At 49.8% G+C, this 20521-nt stretch carries 19 protein-coding genes; 1 reads left to right on the top strand and 18 read right to left on the bottom strand.

All coding sequences use genetic code 11. The features are described 5' to 3' along the window. Positions 1–64: 64 nt before the first annotated feature. The 14 genes from spoIIE to pth all read right to left on the bottom strand — a co-directional run bounded on the left by spoIIE (position 65) and on the right by pth (position 15967). Positions 65–2572 carry a stage II sporulation protein E gene (gene spoIIE, locus ACWGOO_RS17685; RefSeq protein WP_452485530.1) on the bottom strand — a complete coding sequence of 836 codons (2508 nt, stop codon included), beginning with the start codon at positions 2570–2572 and terminating at the stop codon, positions 65–67. A gap of 514 nt (positions 2573–3086) precedes the next feature. Next, positions 3087–3614 carry a S1 domain-containing RNA-binding protein gene (locus ACWGOO_RS17680; protein WP_452485529.1) on the bottom strand — a complete coding sequence of 176 codons (528 nt, stop codon included), beginning with the start codon at positions 3612–3614 and terminating at the stop codon, positions 3087–3089. A 129-nt stretch (positions 3615–3743) separates the two neighbouring features. Beyond that, a complete protein-coding gene (locus tag ACWGOO_RS17675; RefSeq protein WP_452485527.1) occupies positions 3744–4067 on the bottom strand; it encodes an FtsB family cell division protein in 324 nt (107 codons plus the stop codon). Between the two features lie 4 nt (positions 4068–4071). Further along, positions 4072–4650 (bottom strand): spore cortex biosynthesis protein YabQ, encoded by a 579-nt coding sequence (yabQ, locus tag ACWGOO_RS17670; RefSeq protein WP_452485525.1) that lies wholly within the window; start codon positions 4648–4650, stop codon positions 4072–4074. Beyond that, on the bottom strand, positions 4647–4931 hold the full coding sequence (yabP, locus tag ACWGOO_RS17665) for a sporulation protein YabP (RefSeq protein ID WP_452485523.1): 285 nt from the start codon (positions 4929–4931) through the stop codon (positions 4647–4649). The genes yabQ and yabP overlap by 4 nt, the downstream gene beginning before the upstream one ends. Positions 4932–5078: 147 nt before the next feature. Continuing rightward, positions 5079–5357, bottom strand: a complete 279-nt coding sequence (locus tag ACWGOO_RS17660; RefSeq protein WP_014599342.1) for an RNA-binding S4 domain-containing protein — start codon at positions 5355–5357, stop codon at positions 5079–5081. Next, on the bottom strand, positions 5357–5629 hold the full coding sequence (locus ACWGOO_RS17655; protein ID WP_007428028.1) for an HU family DNA-binding protein: 273 nt from the start codon (positions 5627–5629) through the stop codon (positions 5357–5359). The genes ACWGOO_RS17660 and ACWGOO_RS17655 overlap by 1 nt, the downstream gene beginning before the upstream one ends. A gap of 303 nt (positions 5630–5932) precedes the next feature. After that, complete coding sequence (gene yabN, locus ACWGOO_RS17650; RefSeq protein ID WP_452485520.1) at positions 5933–7432, bottom strand: bifunctional methyltransferase/pyrophosphohydrolase YabN; 1500 nt, start codon at positions 7430–7432, stop codon at positions 5933–5935. Positions 7433–7598: 166 nt separating this feature from the next. Beyond that, positions 7599–9404, bottom strand: coding sequence for a putative polysaccharide biosynthesis protein (locus ACWGOO_RS17645; protein ID WP_452485518.1), 1806 nt, complete (start codon positions 9402–9404; stop codon positions 7599–7601). A gap of 145 nt (positions 9405–9549) precedes the next feature. Continuing rightward, positions 9550–10089: a stage V sporulation protein T gene (gene spoVT, locus ACWGOO_RS17640; RefSeq protein ID WP_452485516.1), complete on the bottom strand. Its 540-nt coding sequence runs from the start codon at positions 10087–10089 to the stop codon at positions 9550–9552. Between the two features lie 167 nt (positions 10090–10256). Further along, on the bottom strand, positions 10257–11372 hold the full coding sequence (locus ACWGOO_RS17635; RefSeq protein WP_452485515.1) for a foldase protein PrsA: 1116 nt from the start codon (positions 11370–11372) through the stop codon (positions 10257–10259). Then, positions 11356–14883, bottom strand: coding sequence for a transcription-repair coupling factor (mfd, locus tag ACWGOO_RS17630; RefSeq protein WP_452485513.1), 3528 nt, complete (start codon positions 14881–14883; stop codon positions 11356–11358). The genes ACWGOO_RS17635 and mfd overlap by 17 nt, the downstream gene beginning before the upstream one ends. 205 nt (positions 14884–15088) lie before the next feature. After that, positions 15089–15319 (bottom strand): anti-sigma-F factor Fin, encoded by a 231-nt coding sequence (locus ACWGOO_RS17625; protein ID WP_452485511.1) that lies wholly within the window; start codon positions 15317–15319, stop codon positions 15089–15091. 87 nt (positions 15320–15406) lie between these two features. Continuing rightward, positions 15407–15967 carry an aminoacyl-tRNA hydrolase gene (gene pth, locus ACWGOO_RS17620; protein WP_452485509.1) on the bottom strand — a complete coding sequence of 187 codons (561 nt, stop codon included), beginning with the start codon at positions 15965–15967 and terminating at the stop codon, positions 15407–15409. Between the two features lie 75 nt (positions 15968–16042). Here pth and ACWGOO_RS17615 point away from each other — a divergent pair, with 75 nt between their 5' ends. After that, entirely contained in the window at positions 16043–16243 is a 201-nt protein-coding gene (locus ACWGOO_RS17615) for a hypothetical protein (protein WP_452485507.1), read from the top strand. A 69-nt stretch (positions 16244–16312) separates the two neighbouring features. Here the strand turns inward: ACWGOO_RS17615 and ACWGOO_RS17610 are convergent, their stop codons facing one another. The 4 genes from ACWGOO_RS17610 to purR all read right to left on the bottom strand — a co-directional run bounded on the left by ACWGOO_RS17610 (position 16313) and on the right by purR (position 20360). Next, complete coding sequence (locus ACWGOO_RS17610; RefSeq protein ID WP_452485505.1) at positions 16313–17266, bottom strand: ribose-phosphate diphosphokinase; 954 nt, start codon at positions 17264–17266, stop codon at positions 16313–16315. A 59-nt stretch (positions 17267–17325) separates the two neighbouring features. Next, positions 17326–18723 carry a bifunctional UDP-N-acetylglucosamine diphosphorylase/glucosamine-1-phosphate N-acetyltransferase GlmU gene (gene glmU, locus ACWGOO_RS17605; RefSeq protein ID WP_452485503.1) on the bottom strand — a complete coding sequence of 466 codons (1398 nt, stop codon included), beginning with the start codon at positions 18721–18723 and terminating at the stop codon, positions 17326–17328. Positions 18724–19069: 346 nt separating this feature from the next. Continuing rightward, positions 19070–19357: a septation regulator SpoVG gene (gene spoVG, locus ACWGOO_RS17600; protein WP_007428016.1), complete on the bottom strand. Its 288-nt coding sequence runs from the start codon at positions 19355–19357 to the stop codon at positions 19070–19072. A gap of 163 nt (positions 19358–19520) precedes the next feature. After that, positions 19521–20360, bottom strand: coding sequence for a pur operon repressor (purR, locus tag ACWGOO_RS17595; RefSeq protein WP_452485501.1), 840 nt, complete (start codon positions 20358–20360; stop codon positions 19521–19523). Positions 20361–20521: the final 161 nt, after the last annotated feature.

The raw sequence follows: 20521 nt of genomic DNA, 5'->3' as shown, positions 1-20521 counted from the left end.
GAACGATTCAAACGAAGAACGCGGATTTTTAAAAAGGAAGCCGAATTTCCCGGGCAATGTCTATTCAGCTAACCGTACGCGGGCGTTCCATCCAGCTCATACCCGGTATATGAAGCGTAGCCCATTCTGGGCGGAAATGATCTATTTTGCTAACAACTACCGTCATGTCATCATAGATTTGATTTTGCTGGTAACGAATAACTCGTTCCAATAGGCAATCGGCCAACTGCTGCGGGTCATCGCTTTCAATTTCCTGAATCATGCGCTTCATCCATATTTCCTTGTTTACTGCATAACCCGGCGAGTCGTATATGCCATCTGTGATCATGATCAAAATATCACCCGGCTGTAATTGAAGCGATACCAGATCAATTTCAATATCCTGTATAATGCCAATCGGCAAATTACTAGCAGATACGGGAATGACATCTTCCCCTCTTTTAATAAAGCTCGGCGTTGACCCAATCTTCATGAATGTCGTCCGCGCCGTATACTGATCAATCAGCGCCATATCGACCGTAGCATACATCTCCTCGGGTGATCTCAGCATCAGGACAGAGTTGACCGACTTGATCGCCAGTTTCTCATCCATGCCGGATTGCAGTAATTCCTCCAAAATATTAAGCGCCGCGCTGCTCTCTTGCTGCGCCCGCTCTCCATTGCCCATACCATCGCTCAAAGAGACCGCAAAGGTTCCGTTCCCCAGCTCCATCATGCTGTAGCTGTCTCCGGAGAAGAAATCCCCTCCTTTGGCAGCGCTCGCTACTCCCGTGGCAATTTCATATGTTTTGGCGGAGCCAAACATGACCGTAGCCAATCCCTGGCGGCGATCTGCCGCCGTTTCGCGCATCACAGCAATATGCTCGTCCAATATGTCCGACAGCAGTGGAGCAATGATTTTCCTGCATTCGTCAAATCCCCTTGTATAAGCATGGACAATCTCAATTTCTACTTGGCCCGCATCCAGATTAATAATCTCAATAGATTGTATGGATAAGCCCAGCCGATCAAGCGCCTCTCGTATTTGTTCTTCCTGCCGATGCATGGTTTGTCCTTCCCGCTGAATTTCCCGCGCCAAGTCCTCCATAATCTGCGATACGCCAGATAGCTGATCAGCAACAAGCTGACGACTGTCGTATACTTGGCGTTTCCACTGCATATTATGCTGATAGAGGCTATACTGCTGCTTCATCACTTGCAGTACCGCGCCCGTCTTGGTGCACGCCTTGCTCCACTGCGGCGGCATCTGCTCTGGCTCCAAATCCGGATTCCCCTCAATAGCGCTCATCATTTCCGTCATATACTGATGGGTTTGCATAAACTTGCCGTCCCAGCACTGCTCGCACTTGAAGCAGGAGGCACACGTCCCCTCCGCGACAGCGTTCATAAAATGCTCGATTTCATCATCTGACTTCGCACTCTCACTCGCAGATATCTGGTGAAAGCTGCGGGATAGCTGACTGAATACGCGGGAAAATTTCGTCACCCGCTCGGCAGTGAGATCACGGACTCTTTTGGCATACTCATGCTGGGATTTGGCATGGTCCTGCGTACCAGGGACAAAGGTAGAAACCGCCTTAAAGAAGCTTTTGGGGGTCATTAAGAATAATAGAATCGCCGCGCAGCTCTCCCAGGTTGATGTCAGCACGTCCCCGGTCCCGTCCAAATAGATCGTCAGAATGGAGGAACCTAGCAACATCCCTAGCGCCACTGCCCCTTTTCGCCCTTCACGCAGCATCCCTGCCAGCAAACCGGCAAATGCGAGCAAACTCATCTGCACAATCGCAGACATATTGGCCAAGCTTAAAATTAAACCGGTAATCACACCGACTGAAGCACCCAGCGAAGCGCCCCCCACCAAAGCGAACACCAAGACCAAATAGCGAGATAGCACATGATCGACAGACAGTGAGTAAATCGTCCACCCTACCGCTCCCGTCATCACAGAGGCCAGTAAAATGATCAGACACAAAATTTCCTCATTTTTGAGCTGGCTTGTCTTTTTGCGATACGTAAACAATGGAATGGCCTGCGTAAAAACGAGTGTTAGCATAAAGCTGAGAACCGCATCCGTCCCCACGATGACAAGGTCATACCATGTGAAGGACGGGGCCATCACGGCGTAAAATAAATTGACCATAAACACAGACAGGAAAACCATAAGCGGGGCATAAGATAATTCCAGCCGATCAAAGGTCCGTAGCCCGCGATACAGGAGATAGAATACAAGCAGCTCGCCACCAATCATGAACGACGATGGATAAGGGGCAAGCAGACTGCCCAACACGACCGATACAGCTACAGGCAGCATCAGATCACGCCGCAGGAACATGATGACTGCAAAATAAGCGAGGGCAAAAGGGGATAGCTCGTCCAAAATGGTGGCGCGTCCCAGTAAAAATCCCATAGCAGACAATAGCAGCATCCATCTTTGCGCCGTTACCCATTGCACTGCTTTATGTGAACCCAGCCGCTTCTTGAGTCTGAAAGACCAACCTTCCGTACGTTCTTTAGATTTGCACTTTCTGGATTTCAACCCTGGAAAATGTACCACGTTCCATTTCTCCATCATGCGTCAGGCACCCCATTCATCAATTTGATGTTCCCATCTTAAACCGGAACGATTGAGAAAGTTTGTCAGAACCTCACGTCTTATTCCAAGAAATTTCCGACAAAAAAACGTTCTGCGCGAAAGCACAGAGCATCGCCCCCAATGCCAAGCTACGCCCGCTTGGAAGCGTATGGAAATTGCGAGTGCCCTCTCCTTACAAGTTCTCTTCCTGTCGCCCACACTTTCGCTTAGACTAGCGATTAGTCCAGAAGATAGACGGAAAACCGTTGGAGTTTGTCGGACGATTATGTCCACACGACAAAAAAAACGTCCACTTTTTAGCTTGATCGCTTTGCTTTTTCTTCAACAAATCATGAATATCATAAAACGCATGCAAGATTACCGCCCGATTGATCTCCCACGCTCCCATAGCCCTACACGTATTTCAACTATTGTCGGCAGAACGCAAAAAAACCGTAGCAGTCTTTCGACTGTACGGTTTTCCGTGTATGGTTGATACGATTGTCAAAGTGAATTAAACACGCTTCGCGCCGCGTCCTCCGCGTTTACCTTCGGTGTTCTTTTTCAGCGACGAAATGCGTTCCTCACTATCTTTCAGGAAGCGTGACATTTTATCCTCAAATGAAGGTTTACCCGGTGCAGGCTTGAACGAACGGCCTCCACGATCGCGGTTGAAACCACCGCCTCCGCTACCACCACGTCCTTGACTTGGACCTGAACCTCCACCGCCGAAACGGTCGCCTCCGCCTGGTCCTCCTGTGCGCTCCGGTCTTGGAGCTCTTGGCGGACGGGCTTCACTTGCCGGCTTGTCAATCGTTTGCTTAATGGAAAGTCCGATTTTGCCGTCTTTGTCAACATTAATGACTTTCACCATCACGACATCATTAATCTTCAGGTGATCGTTAACATCCTTAACGTAGTTATCGGCGATTTCCGAGATGTGAACGAGACCCGTGACACCTCCAGACAAATCCACAAATGCTCCAAAATGCGTGATGCCTGTCACTTTGCCTTCTAACTTGGTGCCCACTTCAATTGCCATAGAATAAAATGATCCTCCCTTAAAATATACAACCGATTTTTTTGCAAAAAAATCCCGCTGTGGTGATTTGATTATACAAAATGGCGGAACCAAGGTCAACTAAGCATTGGCCCGATGACGCGCCTATTTCTACTCTCCAATGATTGGCGTCTCTTCCGGTTTGTAAAGACCGTACTTGCTTCTGGCAATTTCTCCGATATACTCGGGGTCCTTGAGACGACTCACTTCCGTTTGGAGCTGTTGTTCCGTTTGTGTAGCAGCTTGCTTCTGTTTCTCCTTCTGGGTGAGCTGTTCACTTCGATCGGCCATAATCATACCTTGAGAAAAAAAGGTAAAGATAACCCAACTACCAAAGGCGGCAAGCGATAGCAACCAAATCATGATTCGCCTGCGCCCGCCCGCGTTGGACTTGGACGTAGGAGATGAATGGCGATCTACAGACGAATTACGCATGATACTACCTCCTTCCAAACCATCTTTTTACTGTGTTTTTCAGTCTGATGCCGAGCTTCACAAGCAATTCTGGAGTCCTCCAGCGCGCTTTAAGCGGACCGATCAGCCAAACGAGCGGCTTCCAAACCGGCATCAGGATGTATATCAGCATCCTTCCCAGGAACACAATAAGTGCCCATGTCCATCCGACCAGCTTGCGTACCAGCCGATACAGCGCCAACACCGGATGAACAATCAGGATGCGCAGTATGCTGTTCACGATCAACGTCAGTCTGCGGACTATCTTTAATAACATTACCACAAAAAGTTGGGTTGTAACACTAAAGGCCCAAAAATAGAGCCAAACCCCCAAAAGTAGTCCTAAAAAGACATAAAACCGCAGCTCACCGCGATTACTCGCGTACAGCACACGGAAAATAAACAGGGCCGAGGCCACCCAATACAGCACGTCCAACATATGAATGCTCCAACGGGCAAAATGAAAGCGGATGGACAGCACCCGGTAGCTGTCGAACACCACTCCCATGGCTATGCCCGACAGCAGCATCCACGTCAGCGTTAGCCATTGTGTGTGAGGGTTCATTTGAAGAGCTTGCCGAATAGGCTTTTTCTATTTTTGCCCGGGGCCCCGGGCTCCAGGTAGACGAGGGAATGAATCAGACCTTCAATGGACAACAGCCCCTCTTCCAGACTGAGGTTTTTGATATGTAAATGTTGTCCGCGAATGGTGAGATGGCCCAGCTCGGTCTGAAGCAGAAACTCTTCACTGTCAAAGCTCTCCACATTGCTGACGCCTGAAATATCGAGCTGCTTGCGGCTTTGCATGCGCAAATCATGGTGCTTGGGCTTCCCTTGTTCAATCATGGCATGTACCCCTCCTTCTGTTCTTAGCTTATGAAGGGGACAACAGGATTTAGAACTGCACGAATGAAACTGCATAAGAAAAAGCATCCCTTCGTGAGAATATGAAGGGATGCTTTAATGTACAGCATATTAGAAGTTAGATTCCAGTTACCAGTTCAAACCATTGTCTCTGGCAATGGGCTCTTCCTTCACTAGAGTATACATACTTGCAGCCTCGTCCTTGCGTGTAGTGTCGGCGAGCCGTTCCACTCGCACAGTCACCAACTTCTGACCAAACTGGACGGTGATTTCATCGCCCACTTTGACCGCACTGCTCGGCTTGGCTTCGCGTCCGTTCACCACGACTCTCCCCTGTTCGGAGACGTCCTTGGCTACCGTACGCCGCTTAATCAGCCGCGAGACTTTCAAGAATTTATCAAGACGCATTAGTTAACGGCTTCTTTAAGCTTATTACCGGCTTTAAAAGCAGGAACGGTCGATTCTGGAATTTCAATCGTGTTGCCGGTTTGCGGATTGCGGCCTGTACGGCTGGAACGCTTGCGCGTTTCGAAAGTACCAAAGCCGATCAGTTGCACTTTGTCGCCGCTGGCGAGTGCATCTGTAATTTCACCAAGAACACCATTCAATACAGCTTCAACGTCACGTTTGCTCAAACCGCTTTTGCTGGAAATATTGTTGATCAGATCAGTCTTGTTCATAAGTTAAAGCCTCCCAAATGTCAAAAAATAATTATCACGCTGTATGTCCATGAAATGGGACAGACGTGAGGTCAAACTGCGGCCGAAACCACTCTGAATACAGCTGGAATACGGTTGCCCGTAGACTACAGTTGTTTTGATAATTACTACAATTTATTCTGGCTTGGCCTGAAAAAATCCTGCAATGGCAGTCGTTTTTTAATTCGACCCCCAGTTAAGCCAACATCCTACTACAAAAGCCTCCCCATTAGCAAGTCTTCTCAAACCGACACGCTCCACACGGGCATTCTTCGCTTTTAGGACCTAAGGTCTGCCAAGAGCCTCTTTCGCTTCCTGCCAGTACATCTCCATCTCATCTACGCTACTGTCCTCGGGGCGTCGTCCCTGCTCGCGTAATCTTTCCTCAATATACTGGAATCGTTCGATAAATTTGCGGTTGGTGGCAGACAGCGCCTCTTCCGGATCAACCCCCATAAAACGGGCTGCGTTCACGGCAACGAATAGCACGTCGCCCAACTCCAGCAACTGCGCGCCCACGGAATGTCCCTCGCGAACCGCTTCCTTCAACTCAACCACTTCTTCGTCCAATTTGTCGAATACGCCTTCAATGTCATCCCAGTTAAAGCCTACTTTTGCCGCCTTTTTCTGGAGCTTGTACGACTTCATGAGAGCAGGCAAATCACGCGGGACACCATCCAGTACAGATGGCTGTGCTGACGCTGTGCCTTTCATCCGTTTTTCCTCAGCTTTCATCTGTTCCCAGTTTTGCAGCGCCTCTTCCGCATCATTCGCCTGATGGTCTCCAAACACGTGCGGATGACGGAATATCAGCTTCTCATTCAGCCCTTGAATCACATCATACACATTGAATGTTCCAACTTCTTCCTCCATCTGGGCATGCAGCAAAATTTGCAGCAGCAGATCGCCCAGCTCTTCCTTCATGTGATCAGGGTCGTCCTCATCTATCGTTTCGATGACTTCATAGGTTTCCTCGATCAGATTTTTGCGGATCGACTGATGCGTCTGTTCCCGGTCCCATGGACAACCTTCCGGACTGCGTAAAATATCAACAATTTCATGCAGACGGTCAAAAGAACGCCGTTTCAGCGCATCATCCTCACTGCGCGGTATGTACACCAGAGACAGGTTTCCGTAGCCCTCCACCCGATCCAACTCGTACAGTGGCACTTTATGCACCGCTTCCTCGCCCTCCACGCCAAGCGCATGACCTACATAGACCTCATAGTCGTCAGGATAGCGCTCCATTAAACACAGCTTCACATCCGAAGCCGTAAACGTGTCATATACCTGTCCGATCAGCGTGTGCAACTGAGGTTGAAGCCAGCTCGCATCCAGCTTACCTGCGTCCAACAACTGGAAACCTTCAATCGGGTCAAAACCGAGACGTACAAAAGCTTCATCCAGAAAACTTTCGCCGCCAAGGATATTCAGTTTAATGTCCTGCGCAGGGCAACGCTCTTTGAGCAACTGTACTGCCGCTTCCGCTACCATTGGGTGACCCGGAACCGCATAGACGATTTCGCTTCCGTCCACTGCTTTAGCTGCGGCTGCTATCAACTGACTGGTAATTTCCTCGTATACCTCTGGAAAAGATTCCTTTGTCTCATACACGGTATCAAACGACTCGAAGGCCACTTCAAACTCATCCAGCACTTGAACCGCCGGATGCTCCTTCGTCCGCAGGTACAGCGCCGAGGCGCCCCGCATTTTGTTCAATATCCCTATCGTAAGCTGATCCGGGTCTCCCGAGCCTAACCCTACGACTGTTAGTATTGCGCTCATGTCCAATCCTCCGTTCCGCAGAAGCACGGCACACGCTCCATAAATGCACGCGTTGCCTGCTTCCGCTTCCTTTGCTTTGGCACTACTATACCACAAAGTATATACAGGCTCATAAAATGGCTGTGACTGCCCCACCGCGCAACCGCAAGTGGCATAGCCACAAGGCTTACGCCAGCACGCGCAGTCTGCGCAGCGCGGCGGCCAGCGGGCGTCCGAGCTTGGGCACCGCCGCAAGCTCCGCCTCCGTGATCAGCCTCAAGCGTGCGAGGCCGATCACGAACACCATGGCACCTGCGGCTACGCCCAGCAGGCTTTCCGCCGCCGCCGTGGCACGGCCTCCGGCGGCCCACCCCAAGGCACCCAGCGCGGCGCTGGTGCCCCACATCGCCGTCGCGGCTGCGCAAGCCAAGGCGGCAAGCAGTGCCGCCGGCTTGAGCACGCTGGCGGACCAACTCCAGCGCAGCCCCGCCAGGCGGGCGAGCATCGCGATGTTGATCGCCGCCGCCAGCAGATAGGCGGCGGCTCCCGCGATGGCTGCGCCAGCCGTGCCCAACTGCGGCACGAGCAGCCAGTTCAGCAGCGCTTTAGCGGCGGCGGCGGCGAGCATTGCCAAGGCTGGAGCGCGAACTGCGCCCAGCCCTTGTAGCAGCGCCGCCGAGATGATGCTGAGCGTGCCGCCTACGGCGGTCAGCGCCATCCAGCGCATGACTCCGCTGCCGGTGTCATCCGCGTACAGCATCACATTGACGGGCACCGCCAGTACAATTAAGCCTGTCGCGGCGGCTAGTCCCAACAGCCAGAACCAACGCAGCGATTGCTCACACTGGCGGCGCGCCAGCTCCGTGCCGCCCGTTACGCGTGCTTCCGCCAGCGACGGAATGAACAATGCCGACAGCGTAGTGGCAAACATCATCACCAGCTGTACAAGCGGCAGACCGCGGTTATAGACACCGAAGGCCACCATAACCCCTGTGTCGTCCAAACCCTCCTGCTTTAACAAGCGAGGCACAGTAAACGTGTCCACCAAACTAATCAGCGGGATCGCCAGCGCTCCCAAGCAAACAGGCAGGGCATAACGAAGCAATGCCTTTAGCAAAGCACCGTAGCTCTCCGCCCGGTGGGCTTCCCCAGCCTGTCCCTGCACTGTCCCGGCTACACTCTCTAGCACACCCGATACAACAGCACGACTGCCGCTCACCAAATCATTCGACGTTCCCTCTATGACGCCAGAACATCCGGACGCAGTCTCCTGTATGCCCATCTGCTCTGTCTTCCCGACAGGTAGCGAAGCCTGCTCAGATAGCCTCTCTTGCCTTCTGAGCTTCTTCCTGTGGTTACGCCAGAACAGCAGCATGACGACCAGACCCGCTGCCCCACCAGTTGCAGAACCCAAAACAGCACCGGCAGCAATCATATCGGGTCCGGCTCCTTGCGACAGCATGAGCAGCAACAGCATGATCATCACACCCACCCGTACCGTCTGCTCCGTCACTTGGGAAACAGCGGTCGGGATCATATTTTGCAAGCCCTGAAAATATCCCCTTAGCCCTGCCATAATCGGCACGAACAAAAAGGCAAAAGCCGCCGCCCTCACCGAGGGAATGACATGAGCATTGTCGATCCACTGACCGATCAGCGGCGCGCACGTATACATCAGCACGCCCAGAATCACACCAAACATGCCCAACACAAGCGAGGACAACCGGGCTACACGTTGCCCTGCGGCCCGGTTTCCCACCGCCTCATACTCAGCTACAAATTTTGATATCGCTGCCGGAAATCCAGCAGCCGCAATGGTAATCAGCAGCGTATAAAAAGGATAAACCGTATTATAAATACCGAACACGCCGTCACCACCGATATTTTGCAGCGGGATTTTTTGCAATGTGCCGATCAGCTTGCTCGCTACCGCCGCCAGTGTCAAAATGACAGCACCCCGTAGCAGCCGCGAAGCGGCGCGATTTTCGTGCATCGTTCGTTCCCCACTCCTACCTGAAGTATGCAACTTTCACGAGTCCTATTATACCGCCTCTTTCTCTAGAAAGAAAAAAAGCCCTGCAAGACGACAGACGGCTTTCGCCATTCAGTACGTCTTACAGGGCCGGAACGGGGGATTACTATTCCATTTGTTTGCCGAGGAAACCAGCGGCTGTTTCAGCCATTTTAATCTCCATTTCGGACATCTTCACGTTTTCATCCTTGTTCAGCAACACAACGGAACCAATAGGATCACCACCCGAAACAATAGGAGCCGCCACAAAGGACGAGAGTGTCTCTTCGTGGTCTCGGGTCAGCTCATAGGAGCCGCTGGCTGTTTCCAGTATCGTTTTACGATTATCCATACTACCTTCGATAATGCTGCCGACCGGCTTGTCCAGAAGCTCTTTTTTAGAGCCGCCAGCCACCGTAATAATGGTATCGCGGTCGGTGATCATCGTAATATGGCCTGTGCTTTCAAACAGGGACTCAGCGTATTCTTTGGCAAAATCACCAAGTTCACCGATAGGTGAATACTTTTTCAAAATGACTTCTCCGTCACGATCCACAAAAATTTCAAGCGGATCTCCTTCACGAATTCTCAAGGTGCGGCGTATTTCCTTAGGAATAACTACCCTCCCCAGATCATCAATACGGCGAACTATCCCAGTAGCTTTCATTTCACATGTTGCCCCACTTTCCCAAGAAGAATTTAGTTAACTACTGACGATATCGAAAGACGCTTCCGCTCCCCCGGAAGCGGTCACGAAGAACGTCACGGTCATGGTGTTTATGGTGATATCTGACCATAGTATTCATCTGTTCCCAATTCATTATGCATGTTCGGTTATTTACCTTCGGTTGTAGCTCCATCCTTGGTTGTTCCTGCTTTGGTATCACTGGTGCCACTTGTTGTACCTCCAGGCGCAGTTGTGTTGCCAGTGCCCGATGTGGTGCCACTTTTCTCTTGCGTAGCAGGTACTTTCGGCAGGTTGATTTTCAAATCAAGCTTCGCCAAATCCTTTTCGGTAAAGTTTTGAATACTTTCTCCGGCTAGCTTGTTTTTCAGAGCAGTCTTTTCGCTGTCCTTCAATTTATCAAACGTAGGCTCATTGCGGGATTCCACCTTGATGATGTGGTATCCGTATTCTGTTTCTACCGGATCACCGATTTTATTGATCGGCTGCTTCTCTGCTGCTTCTTTGAAAGCAGGTACCCATTGGGCTACGGATGCATTCTCATACAAACCTCCATTGGAAGCCGAACCCGGATCTTCTGAGTATTTCTTGGCAATCGTTGCAAAATCAGCCCCACCATCCAGCTTCGCCTTCACTTCTTTGGCCAGCTTGAGGGCATCTTCTTTCTTGCGTTGTTTCTTCGTTTTTGGATCTTCAAAATTAATCAGTACATGACGTACCGTTGCTGTTGTGAACTGATCTTTGTTTTTATCAAATTCCTGTTTCAGCTGATCGTCCGTCACTTTGTTCGTCTCACTGTTGATCACCGTCATCACACGGGTAAAGTAATCCTTCACGCCCTGCTCAGTCAGCTTTTGATCACTTAAAAATGTCTTGAATTTAGCATCTCCGACCGACTTTTTATACTGCTCCAGTTGCTCGGTCCCTTCTTTGGCACCCTGTTCCTTGGCCTTATCGTCCGCTTTGTCGGCCAGAAGCTTGTACACCACTTCCTGCTTGGCAATTTGCTCCCGCACCTGATCCGAAGCAAGCATCGCTCCATATTCCGGATAGAGGAATTTCATCATACTGATTTCTTGGTTGAACTCATTTTCAGTAATAGTCCCGCCCTTATAGGTTACAACAATCTTGCTGTTGTCCTTCGGCTCGTCCTTGACCTTACTCTCCTCGGCTTGCTTCGTACATGCCGCCAGCACCGATAAAGCCAGTAGTGCTGCAATTGCCAAGGATAGCATTCTCCAAGGTTTTTTATTTGGTTGTGACATTTTGCAATTCCTCCTTCGATGTGAATGCTTCTTTCAATGCACTCAAAAATTGCTCCAGCAGCTCTAACATCTGTGGATCATCCAGACCTTTACCCTTGATGCGTGCGCTCATAGGAGTACCCTGTTCAAATTGTACACGTCTTTCAAAGCGATTGCCAATCTCGCCAAGTTTGGCGGTCTGTACCGCTTGCTGACGCCCTTCATGGAACTTCAACACTACATTGTCATCCCGCTGGACAATCGATTCAATACCATACATGCGTCCGTATACCTTGAGACGGGCCACAGCCAGCAAATGACGCACAGCGTCCGGCAAGTCGCCAAAGCGGTCAACCAGTTCATCTTCCAGCTCAGCAGCTTCGTCGAACGTGCTGACTGCCGCAACCTTTTTATAAATCTCAATCTTCTGAATACTGTCGTAAATATAATCTCCTGGCAGGTAAGCATCCACGCCTAATTCAATGGACGTACTCCAATTTCGATTCGACAAATCCTCTTCTCCAAGTACGCTAACCTTACGTTTATTAATTTCCTCAGCCAGCATTTGCGAGTAAAGGTCAAAACCGACGGATGCAATGAATCCGTGCTGCTCTGCACCAAGCAAATTCCCCGCTCCGCGAATAGACAAATCGCGCATCGCGATCTTGAACCCGGAGCCCAGCTCCGTAAACTCCTTGATCGACTGAAGGCGCTTCTCTGCCACTTCCGTCAGCACCTTATCCCGCTGGTACGTAAAATACGCATAGGCAATCCGGTTGGAACGACCTACACGTCCACGCAGCTGATAAAGCTGGGACAGCCCCATTTTATCGGCATCGTGCACGATGAGCGTATTCACATTCGGAATATCTACCCCGGTCTCAATAATGCTGGTGCTGACCAGTACATCATATTCACCGTCCAGGAAGTCCAAAATGGTCTTCTCCAGCTCGGATTCGGACATCTGACCGTGACCCACGCCCACCTTGGCATCCGGCACAAGCGCATGGATCTCGGCAGCCATTTCCTGAATACCCTGTACGCGATTATACAGATAGTACACCTGTCCTCCACGTGCCATCTCGCGTTCAATCGCCTCACGCACCAACGTTTGGCTGTGCTCAACAACATAAGTCTGCACCGGAAAACGGTTTTCCGGCGGTGTCTCAATGACCGACAAATCGCGAACCCCAAGCATAGACATATGCAGCGTACGCGGAATAGGCGTAGCCGTTAACGTCAACACGTCCACATTCGTTTTCAGCTTTTTCAGCTTTTCCTTGTGTGTCACGCCAAACCGTTGTTCCTCATCGACAATGAGCATGCCCAGATCCTTAAACACCAGATCCTGCGACAGCAAGCGATGGGTGCCAATGACAATATCGACCGTCCCCTGACGAACCCCTTTAGTCGTCTCATTCTGCTCTTTGCGCGAACGGAAACGGCTCAACACCTGAATGTTGAACGGATACCCGGAAAAGCGCTCACGGAACGTCTCATAATGCTGCTGTGCCAAAATCGTCGTCGGTACTAACACTGCCACCTGCTTGCCCTCAATGGCCGACTTAAACGCAGCACGAATGGCAACCTCTGTTTTGCCGTAGCCCACATCACCACATAGCAAACGATCCATCGGACGGCTCTGCTCCATGTCTTTCTTGATCTCTTCAATCGCCCGAATCTGGTCACGGGTCTCTTCATATGGGAACATATCCTCAAATTCCTGCTGCTCCGGTGAATCCTTTTCAAAAGCAAAACCCGGCGCTGACTGCCGTTCTGCATACAACTTAATCAAGTCGTCAGCAATGTCCTCAACCGAGCTGCGAACCTTGCTCTTCACGCGTGTCCATTCATTACCGCCCAGCTTGTAAATCTTAGGTTCCTTGTCCTCTGAGCCAACGTACTTCTGGATCAGGTCAATCTGCTCAATCGGTACAGACAGCTTATCGCCGCCCGCATAGAGAATGTGCATGTAATCCTTATGGATACCGCCAACTTCCAGCGTACCGATTCCCATGTACTTTCCGATCCCGTGATTCTGGTGTACGACATAGTCGCCCACCTTCAGCTCGCTATAGCTCTTAATCCGTTCTGCGTTGTCCACATGGCGGCCCTGCTTGCGCGCTTTGCGCTGCTTTTGCGAGAACATTTCGCCCTCGGTAATCACCGCCAAATGAATAGATGGCATCTCAAAACCGCTTTGCAAATTGCCGATAGCCATCGTTGGCTCATCAATACCGTAATCCTGAAGCACTCGGCGCATCCGATCCAGCCGTTCGTCTCCACTCGCCAGCATCATAACCTGCGTGCCCGCCTTGCGCCAGCGATCCATTTCCGCCTTGAGCACATTCATTTGACCGTGAAAATCCTGCATGCCCCGGCAGATGAAATTCAAAATATTTTGCGGCTGCGTATGCGGAACCTGACGGAGAAAGATCGACAGGAACAACGTCTGGAATCTCCGGTTATACAGCAGATTGTCCGAGTTATCCGACAGCTCTAGCTGTGATAACGTTTTACCGTTTTGAAGCAAATGCAGATTCCATTCGGACTCATCCCGTTCGAGCTGCTTGGCTGTTTCCAGCATTCGCGTCGGTTCGTCAATGATCAGAATGGTATCTTCCGGCATGTAATCGGCCAAGGTTTTGCGTTCGGGGTACAACAGCGAGATATATTTATAGATTTCGTCAAAATACACATGCTCCCGCAGCAGCTCAATCTCGCGGTGAATCTCTTCTTTCAGGTGCAGCTTGGCCTGACGGTCTGTCATTTTGCCGAGCTGCTCCTCCAACAGAATCGCAGCGGCATCTGCCGCCTGATCCATACGAGCGCTATCCGCGATGACTTCCTTACACGGCGTTACGATAACTTCCTGCACCTTTTCCACAGAACGCTGATCTTGCGGATCGAACATACGAATGGAGTCAATCTCGTCATCAAATAGCTCCACGCGGTAGCCCCAACGGGTTGTCATTGGATAAAAATCGATAATCCCGCCACGGACACTCATCTCTCCACGTGATTCTACACGCTCCACCCGCTGGTACCCCATCTCGACCATATGCAGCAAAAATGGCTCCAACTGGATCGTTTCGCCTTCTTTCAGCTCGATTCGGGCTTCACGCCACGTCTCCGGAAGCGGCAGCAAACGCCTTACACCAGAAAACGGCACGACAACAATCCCACGAAAACCCTGGGCGCATCGTATCAATACCTCAATTCGTTGGGATAGCGTCTCCGGGCTGGATATGGCCGCTTCAGCAGCCACCAACTCATTCGAGGGGTACAACAAAACCCGTTCAGGAGGAAGCGCTTCCTGCAAATCATCTGCTATTTTTTGAGCGGCAAACATGTTGTGCGTCATGACCATGATCGGTCGTCCACTATCTTCGGTAAGCGCGGCCATTAGTACCTGTCGGGAAGAGCCGGACAGACCAGATATGAGCTGTTCCTTCATGCCTGATGATATACCTGCTGCAATGGATGCATAATCAGCATCCTTGGTAAAAGCCTGAATAAGTGCTTGTAACAAAAAAAGGCACCCCTTTATGCTTATAAATAGTTGCATGGAAATTTATTTACAATAACGGCATGGAACTGAACAACAACAGGTATTCCACGCTTAATTTGGAGAAAGCAGCAAACCGAAAAAGAAGCCTCAGCATGCTGCCAAGGCTCCATAAGCGGGATTACCGCCTCACCTCTCAAGCTGGTACATGAGACCAGTTGAATACCTGTTACTGAAGCGGATTTACGAGCAGGCTCAGCTCCGGATTATTTTCCAGCGCCTGGCTGCAATGCTCGCAAATGACTTTGACGATCACTTCACCGCCCGAATTATACGCTATTATATCTCTACGTTCGGCAGGGGTCAAGGATTGGAAGCCCAACCTTTCTTCGGTTATTGCTGCAGAATCAATCCGTCCCAAGAAAGTTCGACAATGTCTGCATACATAATTCACAATCATGTAATGTATATGCCTCCTGAAAGTTTTCTATACCTTCCAGTATGTCCAACAAACTTCCATTTAAGCCCATCCTGCCTGTTCCAGATCTTACTTATTGAATTCAGCCATGGTCCGTTCAAAAGGATGGTCCAAGCTGTATTCCAAAGCATCACACGTGTCCTCTATCATTCCAGCCAGCAATTCCTTCTCCTTCTTAGGAAAGGTTCCCAGAACATAGTCCACAATGGCGTATCCAGGCTCAGGGCGGGAAATGCCCATACGAACCCGATTAAAGGATTGTGTGCCCGTATGCTGGATCATTGACTTGATCCCGTTATGACCGCCTGCACTGCCTTGATACCGGAGTCTTATTTTTCCGACCTCTGTATCCAGATCATCATAAACTACGACCAAATCATCTATATCCGCTTTGTAATAGTCCATATAAGCACGCAGAGACTCGCCCGAGAGATTCATATAGGTCATTGGCTTGATCAGCACGGTTTTTACTCCGCCAATATGTCCTTCTCCAATCAATGCCTTACATTTGCTTTGGTTAATCTGGATGTTATGACGGGCGGCCAGAGCATCCAGCGCCATAAATCCAACATTATGTCTCGTTTTTTCGTATTGGGGACCGGGGTTGCCCAATCCAACAATCCACTTCATAAACCGTGACACCCTCTTTCGAAGTCTAGATTTTTTGGTAAAATAGTTATACTGAACAGGAAGGTGCGTGCTGGTATGCTCAATCAGGGTGATATCCTCTTATATGACAGCCATTTTCTATATCATTTAAAACATTCAGTTCCTGTCCAAGTCTATGACGGGAATGTACATATCCAGATTGGCATTATTGCGCGTTTTAACGAGCATTTTGTCGAAATGGAAGACACGCTATACAATCGTCAGCGCTTCACATTTATATCCAGAACGGGCTTTTAGCCTGACATGCTGATAGGGGTTACCTTTTCCAGTTGGAAGAGGCAACCCCTTTTTTTAATGAGCCAGCGCTTATTCGATTTCAAACAGTTTGCTGATTGACAATTCCTCATGCACACGGATAATGGCTTCTCCCATTAATGGGGCCACAGACAGTACCTTCAACTTGCTTGTCGGATTGGGGTGAATGATCGGAATGGTATCCGTCACGACCACCTCTTTTAACGGTGAATTCTCCAGTCTTTCCATAGCAGGCCCGGAGAGCACGGCATGCGTACAACAAGCATACACCTCCGTTACGCCGCCTTCCTTGAGCGCATTCGCGCCCAGCACGATGGTTCCCGCCGTATCAATAATATCATCAATCAGAATAGCGGTTTTACCCTCAATATTCCCGATGATGTTCATGACTTCACTAACGTTCGGCTCAGGACGACGTTTGTCGATTATAGCCAGCGGAGCATTCAGAAAATCCGCTAACTTCCGCGCACGCACAACACCGCCGTGGTCAGGGGAAACGATAACCGGATTTTCAATCTGCTTCGAACGAAAATACTGAGCCAGAATTGGCGCGCCGAACATGTGATCCACCGGAATATCAAAGAATCCCTGAATTTGCATGGCATGCAAATCCATACTGATTACGCGGTGAGCACCTGCTTTTTCAATCAGGTTAGCGACAAGCTTCGCCGTGATCGGATCACGCGAACGTGCTTTCCGATCCTGACGGGCATAGCCGTAATATGGCATAACGACATTAATGCTTTTGGCGGAAGCCCGCTTGAGTGCATCAATCATAACCAGTAACTCCATCAAGTTGTCGTTAACTGGCAGACAAGTCGACTGCACAATATATACGTGGCAACCGCGAACACTTTCAGACAGCTTGATTTGGATTTCACCGTCACTAAAAGATGTGGTATGGGATTCCCCCATTGGAATTCCGATATAGTCCGCAATCTGGTGGGCCAACTTCGGATTGGAGTTACAAGTAAATATTTTGAGTTTGGAATCGCAATAAGTCATTTATAGAAACCCTCCGTGCTGATTCATTCATTACAGATCCAAAAGCTTGCTGATTAAGGCTATTCCGATCTTTTCTTCTTCGCTTTGGCACGCGCGCGAATTTTATCCGCATATCCGGCTTTGTTCTCTTGACGCGGTCTGGCAATGGCCAGATCGTTATCAGGGACAGCATGTGTTACGGTGGAGCCTGCTACGACATAAGCACCTTTTCCGATCCTAATTGGGGCGATCAGGTTCACATTGCTGCCAATAAAGGCATCGTCTTCAATTTCTGTAATAGATTTATTATATCCATCATAATTAATCGTTATTGCCCCGCAACCGATATTAACGTTTGTCCCCACCTTGGCATCACCGACATAGCTCAAATGAGACACCTTGGAATGATCACCAATGGTCGCATTTTTCACCTCAACAAAATCACCAATCTTCACATGCTCGCCCAGCTTCGCACCCGGACGCAGATAGGCAAACGGGCCCACAGATGTGCTGCTGCCCACTTCAGCTTCGTTCAACACCGAATGTTTCACCGTAACGCCCGAATGGATAATGGTGTCCTGAATTTCAGTCTGCGGACCAATCGCACAATCTTCGCCGATTTGCGTTTGACCGCGCAGCCACGTGTTCGGGTACAACACTGTATCGGAACCAATGACAACCTCACTCTCGATGTAGGTAGAGGATGGATCAATGACGGTCACACCGTTCAGCATATGCTTGCGCACAATGCGTTCTCGCATGTATCCCTCAGCCACTGATAAAGCGACCTTGTCGTTCACACCGATGGATTCCGACACATCATCTGTTAAATATGCCTCAACCTTCTCGCCTTCGCCATGCAAAATACCAATGACATCTGTCAGGTAGTATTCCTGCTGTGCATTGGTGTTGGTTACTTTGTCCAACGCTGCGAACAGCTTGGCATTATCAAAGCAGTACGTTCCCGTGTTGATTTCCCGAACAGCATCTTCCTCAGGTGAGCAATCCTTCTGTTCCACGATCTTGAGCACTGCTCCCGCAGTATCACGGATGACCCGGCCGTATCCCTTAGGGTCGTCCAGCTCAGCGGTCAGAATCGTTGCGGCCGCTCCCCGACCCTCATGTAGCTGCACCAAGCCCTCCAGCGTTTCCGCTGTAATCAAGGGGGTGTCTCCACAAATGACGATGGTCGTACCTTTCTCCTGACCGAGCAAGTCTTTGGCCTGCTTGACAGCATGCCCCGTTCCCAACTGCTCTGCTTGAAGCGCATATTCTCCCGACGGTCCCAAATAGGACTGTACCGCTTCCGCACCGTGACCCACGATCACCACACTGCGGGACACCCCGATTTCTCGAACCGTGTCGAGTACATGACCGACCATCGGTTTCCCGCATACCGGATGCAGAACTTTATATAATTTGGATTTCATACGTTTTCCCTGCCCTGCGGCAAGAATGACTGCCAACCTTTCCAACAAGTCCAACCTCCTATCCTGAAAATAACAATCTCCCTTTGGCTAAAACGTTAATTTCCAGATCAGATTTTTGCTTAACTTTTCACAATCCTCCTGAAAAATAACGGCGAACCTTTAGTTAATGGCTATTTTTTCAGGCCAGCTTGTGCTGGACATCCATCCCCGGGATGCATTACTGCTTAATCCCTGTCTTATGAAAAAGTCGCTTCGGCAGCCCGGATGGCTCCAAGTTGCCTTAAAACTGACTGTTAACTCATTAAAGAATATATCTCATTCCAGGCAAAAAGAAAAGAGAGCCACAGTTTGTGGCCCTCTTTTTCTTTTGAACCCTAATCTTGCTTTAGGCGAATTAAGCGCCTTCTTCGATAGCTACTTCTTCATCCACCGCCGCGCGTTCATACTCAGTCAGTACAGCAGCCTGAATCTTCTCCCGGGTTCCTGAAGATATCGGATGAGCGATATCGCGAAACTCTCCGTCCGGGGTGCGTTTGCTAGGCATAGCCACAAACATCCCGTTATTACCGTCGATAACCCGAATGTCATGAACAACGAACTCGTTATCAATTGTAATGGATGCAATCGCCTTCATTCTTCCTTCTGAGTTCACTCGGCGGAGTCTAACATCCGTAATCTGCATGTGTGTTTCACCACCTTTTTCCAAATAGGACTTGGTGTATACATTCCACACAGCATTTCGAATTCCTTCTTTTTTTGGACAAATGGTATCCTAAATTCAGGTAATTTTTTTGAAAAGATTTCTTTTCGACATATTTAGGGATATTTTGATGAATTGTGACATTTCACTGACTTGTAGACTCATCAAAATAATTCCCCAGCTTGACTGTAATTTGCTTGCTTCGGGAATCGACCGCGGTCAGATTCGCCAGTGAAATATAATCGTGCAGCAAGCGCTCTTCGTTCTCCACCTCGCCCGATTCCACCAGCACACCTACTCCGGCTACCTCAGCATCAAATTCAGCCAGCAAGTCGACCATCCCCTGAATCGTACCACCTGCCTTCATAAAATCATCCACGATGAGTACACGCGATTTCTCGCGCATCGCACGTCTGGACAATGACATCGTATGCAGGCTCTTTTGTGATCCTGAAACGTAATTAATACTCACTGCCGAGCCCTCCGTCACCTGATGATCACGCCGTACGAGGACAACTGGCAAGTTTAGCTGTGCTCCCGTTGCATAGGCAAGCGGAATCCCTTTGGTTTCCACCGTCATGACTACATCGATCTGTCTGTTGGCAAATGCAGTAGCGAATATTTTACCAGCCTCATTCATCATCGCCGGTTGACCCAGCAGATCCGACAGATACAGATATCCTCCGGGTAAGATGCGATCCGGCTGCTCCAACTGTGCACACAGGTCATTCGCAAATGTGAGGGCATGCTGCTTGGACAGTCTTGGGATCAGCTTGACGCCTCCTGCCGCTCCCGCCAACGTCAGAAGCTCACCAATGCCTTCATCCTCAAATACTTCCTTGATGATGGCCAGGTCTTCGCTTATAGACGATTTAGCCGCTCCATAACGATCCGCAAAATGCGTAAGAGGCACCAACGTATGCGGCCGTGACAGCAAAAATTGTGTCATTTCCACCAATCGTGAGCTTCTTTTAAGTTTTTTCACAACAATTCCTCGCGATCTATTCTTCTCCTGCCGCCCGCTTCGTACAGTAAAAGCACCGTCGGACTGGCCGGCTGCTGGCGGAATGTAAGTGATATAGTAAAATCCGAATATTTAATAGTAAATATATCATATTCGTACGTATTTGTACAACAAATACCACT

This window comes from Paenibacillus sp. NPDC055715 (genome assembly GCF_053617595.1).
Note: the sequence above shows the minus strand (reverse complement) of the source record. Positions and strands in the feature narration are given on the sequence as shown.